Source organism: uncultured Agitococcus sp. (assembly GCF_937920075.1).
Lineage (GTDB): Bacteria > Pseudomonadota > Gammaproteobacteria > Pseudomonadales > Moraxellaceae > Agitococcus.
Window position 1 is genome coordinate 1 of sequence record NZ_CALETI010000333.1, and the last position, 5,029, is coordinate 5,029.

5 protein-coding genes are annotated in these 5,029 nt (G+C 40.8%); 4 read left to right on the forward strand and 1 reads right to left on the reverse strand.

The window, feature by feature from the left end; translation table 11 throughout:
- Positions 1–308 precede the first annotated feature (308 nt).
- From Q0212_RS11485 to Q0212_RS11500, 4 genes are all read left to right on the forward strand, one after another.
- Positions 309–1,238: an Rpn family recombination-promoting nuclease/putative transposase gene (locus Q0212_RS11485; RefSeq protein ID WP_297925594.1), complete on the forward strand. Its 930-nt coding sequence runs from the start codon at positions 309–311 to the stop codon at positions 1,236–1,238.
- Between the two features lie 11 nt (positions 1,239–1,249).
- Positions 1,250–1,528 (forward strand): replication initiation protein, encoded by a 279-nt coding sequence (locus tag Q0212_RS11490; RefSeq protein ID WP_297925596.1) that lies wholly within the window; start codon positions 1,250–1,252, stop codon positions 1,526–1,528.
- Between the two features lie 187 nt (positions 1,529–1,715).
- Entirely contained in the window at positions 1,716–2,045 is a 330-nt protein-coding gene (locus Q0212_RS11495; RefSeq protein WP_297925599.1) for a type II toxin-antitoxin system RelE/ParE family toxin, read from the forward strand.
- Entirely contained in the window at positions 2,038–2,388 is a 351-nt protein-coding gene (locus Q0212_RS11500) for a helix-turn-helix transcriptional regulator (protein ID WP_297925601.1), read from the forward strand. The genes Q0212_RS11495 and Q0212_RS11500 overlap by 8 nt, the downstream gene beginning before the upstream one ends.
- A 438-nt stretch (positions 2,389–2,826) precedes the next feature.
- Here the strand turns inward: Q0212_RS11500 and Q0212_RS11505 are convergent.
- Positions 2,827–5,029: calcium-binding protein (locus Q0212_RS11505; protein WP_297925603.1), on the reverse strand; the 2,203-nt coding region annotated here is incomplete at its 5' end.

Consider the following 5,029-nt stretch of genomic DNA (forward strand, 5'->3'; position numbering starts at 1 on the left):
TCGTCTGGTGATTATAGCTTACGCATCAATTATAAAACCCGTGAAGATTTAGATGTATTAATGACTGATTTATTGCGTGATATGAGTCATGAGGCTGAGATGCGTCATTGTTATATTGAAGCGGAGGCATGCGAGCAGGGGACGGAGTATCGGTGGTGAGTTTTAGGGGGTGTATGTGAAGTTGGCTCGCCATTCCGTTGCTCCTAATTTTTTGACCAGTTAGCGATATTCTTAAAACAGCATAATTTTGTATCAACACCAATCATGCTAAACTGACATGACATAGTTGGTTTTGTGAGTGATTGTTTATGTCCGACACCTTTGTTAATCCCTTTACCGATTTTGGTTTTAAACGTTTATTTGGTACAGAACCTAACAAACACTTACTGATTAGCTTTTTGAATACTTTGTTGCCTGCCAAACATCAAATTCAAGATTTACAATATACTAAAAACGAATATCAAGGTTATACCGCTTTAGACCGTAAAGCTATTTTTGATTTAACCTGTACCAGTACCACAGGCGAACGCTTTATTGTCGAATTGCAAAAAGCCAAACAAAACTTTTTTAAAGACAGAAGTGTCTATTACTCGACTTTTCCTATTCAAGAACAAGCGATTAAAGGCGATTGGGATTTTAAATTAGCGGCTGTTTATACGGTGGGCATTTTAGATTTTGTGTTTGAGGAAGATGTTAAAAATCACGATACCGATGTGGTGCATACCGTTCAGCTTAAAAATCAGCACAATCAAGTGTTTTATGACAAATTGACGTTTATTTATATTACCTTGCCTCAGTTTAAAAAGAATCTTAATGAATTACAAACGATTCAAGATAAATGGTTTTATGCGTTTAGGCATTTGTCTGAGTTAGATGATATTCCGCCTGTATTACAAGAAGCTATATTTTTGCAGTTATTTGAAGCGGCTAAAATTGCGAAGTTTACGCCTGTTGAGCGTCAGGTGTATGAGGATAGCTTAAAGTATTATCGGGATTTAAAAAATGTGACGGATACGGCTAGAGGCGAAGGTTTTGAGGAGGGTAAGGAGGAAGGCATTGAGATTGGTAAGGAAATTGGTAAGGAGGAAGGTAAAGCCGAAGGTATGGCGATTGGTGAGCAAAAAGGCATTGCGATTGCTGCAATAGGCATGCACAAGGCAGGCTTGTCAGTTGAGTTAATTGCAAAGTCGTTATCGTTGGCGGAGTCTGTGGTGCTTGAGTTATTAAAAGAGGCATAGCTTTACAATTGATGTGTGATCCTAGCCAAATTAACGCGCATTCCGATTTAGATGTGAGTTATACGCAACGTAAAACAGGACGCGTGGTGACGCATTTTACCTTTATTTTTAACCCTAAAACGCCAAAACCTGTCACTGGTAAAAAGAAGTCTGTGCCTGTGGGTAAGCTAATTTTAGGAGTGTTAAAAGTGGATATTGAATGCCTTGCGCGTGCAGGCGAAAGCTACGAGCAGGCGGCACAGAGGATAGCAGGGCTTGGTGTAACAGGCCATTGGGTTAAGGCGACATAATACCGCCTTGTGCCGTGAGGGTTGGGGAGGTATGTTTTTTGGCCATTTAGTTGAGGGGTGGAAAATTAACCCGCATTATCATGCGGGCTTGTCATTGACGGTTGCGCCTTGCTGTGCAGCGGTGATTAAAGCTTGAGCATCAAATATTTATATTGCATAAAGTTCTCATATTTGCTAACTTAAAGGCATGAGCTATATTATCACCTACTACAGTGCGCGTGTTGAAGCACAGATTAAACAATGGCCAAGCGACATCAAAGCCAGTTATCAACATCTTTTGTTGTTGCTTGAAGAACATGGTGCAGATTTACGTATGCCTCACAGTCGAAGCATGGGTAATGGACTGTTTGAATTGAGAGCAAAAGGTAAAGAAGGTATCGGTCGTGCTTTTTATTGTTTTCAGGTAGGTCAACGTATTGTCATTTTGCATGGCTTTATCAAAAAGACGCAAACGACACCTGACGATGAATTAGCGTTAGCTCGTAAACGTTTAAAAGAGGTACAACAACATGGCTAAAAAACCCTTATCTATTAGTCAAGAAGATTGGGATGAACCTTATGCACCTGTGGCTTGTCATCCTCAAAATGAATTGGCCGAAAACTTAAAAGATATTGAATTCAAGCAAGCATTTGAGGCTTTGCAAGAGGAATATGATACGGTTGATGTGTTATTAAAGGCGCGTAAACAAGCCAATATGACCCAAGAAGAAGTGGCTAAACGTATGAAAACAACCAAAAGTGCGGTGTCTCGTTTAGAAAGTTCTTTGGTAAACGAACAACATTCGCCAAGTTTATCAACTTTGCGCCGCTATGCGGCAGCATTGGGTTATAAGTTGGAAATTAGCTTTGTGGCACGATAAGTAGGGAGTTTTTCGGAGGCAACCACATACTTACGATAGAGAGAGTCTATTTTAAATGACCGGAATTTTCGGCGGTTTGGGCTTACAATCTCAAATACGTGCGATTTTCATTACTTGATAGCCAATTTGAGTATACTCATTTTGGCTAGTCTAAAACACATGGCCAATAATTGTAAAGCCGATGTTATTTGGCTATTTAATTATTAGCCATCTATATTGGCCTCTTAACTCGGTTTTCCGTTCCACTGCGCCTCAGACCCCTGATGCAGCAAAGATGGCACTTTTTACACCGACGTGGTAACTACCCCTAGCAGCGATGTGGTAATTACCCCTAATTAAACCGAACTCAGGTTACCATTAATAATAGCCATGTTGCTCTCCAATTTTTTTTAGTTATCTTGAAAAAAGGCGACTATTGTCGCCTTTAATTAAACTTAGTTAACTCCAATTAGCTGCAATCACTCCATCTAAAGCTTGATGCTGTGCTGTGGTCAAACTGGTTTGTCCTAACGGTGGAGGTGAAAAACTGGCCATCGCCGTCACTAATGCCTGTACTTCTGTCGCTAATAACGTACCCCCAGAGGCTAACTGAAAGTTCGTCTTCTGGTTAGATGGCGTACTGACAAACCAATCTACTAATGTCATCTTTTGTGTCGTGCCAATCTGCGATACCTCTAAACTATTGCCTACTTGACGTAACCACACCTCATTCCCGTCTATCCCTGCGTCCAACAACACATCACTGCCTAAATACGCTCCAGCCGCATTAAAGTGCTGTGTGTTTTGTTGCCACATCTCTACGTTGCTTTGGTCTAAGTCTATAATGTCTTTGGTGTTGTTATCCCATATCACCGTACGAACATCATCTCGACCTAAACTGTCTTTACGTGAGTTTTGCTCTGTCCATGTTTGGCTGTTGTCTTGATCTAAGTCCAACCAGTCTTCGGTGCCGTTATCATTAATATAACGTCGCCAATCTAAACGTCCATCCGCCAGTTGATGACTATTCACCGTTGTCCATGTTTGGCTGTTGTCTTGATCTTCGTCTTGCCAGTCTATGGTCGTGTCATCGTTAATGGTCTGTACATAATCTAAACGACCTTGACTGTCTAAATGACGGTTTTGTTCTTTCCATACTTGTGTATTGCTTTGGTCTAAATCCAACCAATCTTCACTGCCATTGTCATTTTGCACTCGCACCCAATCTAAAGCACCTGTGCTGTCTTTATGGTCATTACGAATTGTCCATGGTTGATTATTCGATTGGTCAAAGTCTGTTTGATCTAAACTGCCATCATCATTTAACACCTGTACCCAATCCGTTTTCAAACTCGCATCTATTCCCGTTCTGTAAGTTTGCCATGCTTTGCTATTGTCTGTGTCATACTCTAAATTCGATTTACTGCCGTTATCCATGACAATATCGTCTCGAATCAATTGCAACTGCGCATTGCGGACTTGTCTCCATGTACTCCAACTTTGGGTATTGTTAGTATCACTTGAGTTGAAGTCTATGTTCCCTGTCGTATGATCAATCGTGGCAATACCATTGCTATATTCAATACTGTCTAATTGATTAACTGCTCCACTATAAAAATCTTGCAAGCTAATACTGTCTGTTCCTCCTAAGCTTATTGTTAACATATTTGCGCTGCGACTCAGCGTTATGTCCTGAAAGCCTAATCCAGAAATTTGCAAAATATCATTGCGGCCAACACTGTTATCATTGTTAATAATCACATCTTGGCCATCACCTTTGCTGTAACGATAGGTGTCTGAACCTGCACCGCCATTTAACGTGTCATTACCTGTGCCTCCAGATAAAACATTATTAGCTGTATTGCCTGTGATGACGTTATTAAGCGTGTTACCTGTGCCGTTAATGGCCGCTGTGCCTGTTAAGGTTAAATTCTCAACGTTTGCAACTAAGGTATAAGTTACTGAGGATTGAACGGTATCCGTGCCTTCATTAACATTTTCTGTGACCACATCACCTAGCGCATCAACGACATAAGTGTCTGAACCTGCACCGCCTATTAAACTGTCATTACCTACGCCACCGTCTAAAATATTATTAGCACCGTTACCTGTGATGATGTTATTTACGCTGTTGCCTGTGCCATTAATCGCATTACTGCCTGTTAAGGTTAAGTTTTCGAGGTTTGCGCCTAAAGTGTAAGTCACTGAAGATTGAACAGTATCTGTGTCTTCATTGGCGTTTTCAGTGACCACATCGCCTGCCGCATCCACCACATAAGTGTCGTTACCTGCTCCACCTATTAAGGTGTCATTACCTGTGCCACCATCTAAGATGTTATTCGCACTGTTGCCACCTATTAGGTTATTGAGGCTGTTGCCTGTACCATTTATAGAACTAATACCATTGAGCGTTAAATTTTCAATATTAGCCCCTAAAGTATAAGTGACTGAAGACTGAACGCTGTCTGTGCCTTCATTGGCATTTTCAGTGACCACATCACCTACTGCGTCAACCATATAAACGTCATTACCTGCACCACCAATTAAGCTATCATTACCTACGTTACCATCTAAAGTGTTATTGGCACTATTGCCTGTGATAATGTTATTTAGGCTGTTACCAGTGCCATTAAGCGCACTAATTCCTGTTAATACTAAGTTT

Excerpts from the sequence above, each read along its gene's own strand:
- Q0212_RS11495 (WP_297925599.1), top strand. The coding sequence starts at position 1,716 with ATGAGCTATATTATCACCTACTACAGTGCGCGTGTTGAAGCACAGATT.
- Q0212_RS11490 (WP_297925596.1), top strand. The coding sequence starts at position 1,250 with ATGTGTGATCCTAGCCAAATTAACGCGCATTCCGATTTAGATGTGAGT.
- Q0212_RS11500 (WP_297925601.1), top strand. The coding sequence starts at position 2,038 with ATGGCTAAAAAACCCTTATCTATTAGTCAAGAAGATTGGGATGAACCT.
- Q0212_RS11485 (WP_297925594.1), top strand. The coding sequence starts at position 309 with ATGTCCGACACCTTTGTTAATCCCTTTACCGATTTTGGTTTTAAACGT.